2 protein-coding genes are annotated in these 1,126 nt (G+C 51.2%); both read left to right on the top strand.

Annotation, left to right across the window (positions count from 1 at the left end):
• On the top strand, positions 1-303 hold a 303-nt coding region (locus tag ABRP66_RS11615; protein ID WP_349838704.1), incomplete at its 5' end, for a hypothetical protein.
• 92 nt (positions 304-395) lie between these two features.
• Positions 396-857 carry a recombinase family protein gene (locus tag ABRP66_RS11610; RefSeq protein ID WP_284771353.1) on the top strand — a complete coding sequence of 154 codons (462 nt, stop codon included), beginning with the start codon at positions 396-398 and terminating at the stop codon, positions 855-857.
• The last annotated feature ends 269 nt before the right edge of the window (positions 858-1,126 follow it).

The raw sequence follows: 1,126 nt of genomic DNA, 5'->3' as shown, positions 1-1,126 counted from the left end.
CTACGGTGGTCGCCGGCCTCATTCATAAGGGGCCCACCGTCAGTTACAGATACACCACGCTACTGGACGCAACCTGGAGCCCCTGATGAATATGCGGAAGCGCTCTACCCAAATCGTCCTAAAAAGCAGTTCTACCTTTTTACGGCTATTGGAATTGCCCTTGCAGTTATAGGCTTCGTTACCTTGCATGTCTTGTTTAAAGGCGATGAGGCTTCCAGCGCAGTATCGTTAGTTAAATTTATTCCACTTATTTGCATGCCGATTGGTATAGCTATTGACGTAAAAAGATTCTCTAAAGTCTAAATTCGTCGTCGGATCCAGCCTTTAGAGAAGTCGGACCCTTTCTGCAATTCCCGCCTGCGGCACGGCGGGTGTGTTACACCAGAGAGTGTCTGATGGTTTGTGTGTGGGAACCTATCCGGCTCTGTCCACCAAATGGGGGTCAGGTCCTTGTCTCGTCGATTGACCGTCTCGCCCGCTCGTTAGCAGACTTGCGCGGCATTGTTGATGAACTCACCAACAAAGGTGTGACTGTTACTTTCCTGCATGAGAATCTCGCGTTTGCGAAAGACACCACGGACCTACGTGCAGATTTAATGCTAGGAATTTTAGGTTCGTTTGCGGAGTTTGAGCGGGCCATTATCCGCGAGCGCCAAGCGGAGGGGATTACGCTGGCGAAAAAGGCAGGAAAGTACAAAGGCCGCAAACCCGCCCTTAGCCCACAACAGGTAGCGGAGATTAAGAGGCGCGTGCTGGCGGGGGAGCCAAAGGCAGAGCTAGCACGGGAGTTTGGGGTCACTCGCCCTACTGTGTATCGGGCATTAAAACACCTAAGGCATAGCGGCAAGAAAACCTGATGTTTTATGCACGCAGGTTCCCAATGCGTTTAAGGCGATAAACGAGAATGACTAGTACCGCACGACTAGACTAAAGTTAGTGAGGCCAAGGCCGGTGCAATTAGAAGCCATCCTCCCCGGATTCTAAGGATTGTGGAAACACCTGACCTTGATTGGTGGTGTTTGTGGTGTCGAGTCGTTGGGATCCTTCGCCTGGGGTTGCCCGCAAATCGTGGACACGTTGTTAAGCTGCTTAGGGGTTAAGCAGCGGCTTTCTTATTACCATTTTG

This window comes from Corynebacterium sp. KPL2680 (assembly GCF_040225675.1).
Taxonomy (GTDB): Bacteria; Actinomycetota; Actinomycetes; order Mycobacteriales; family Mycobacteriaceae; genus Corynebacterium; species Corynebacterium rhinophilum.
Note: the sequence above shows the minus strand (reverse complement) of the source record. Positions and strands in the feature narration are given on the sequence as shown.

What these genes read in the sequence shown, in the direction of transcription:
- ABRP66_RS11610 (WP_284771353.1), top strand. Translation starts at nt 396, where the DNA reads ATGGTTTGTGTGTGGGAACCTATCCGGCTCTGTCCACCAAATGGGGGT.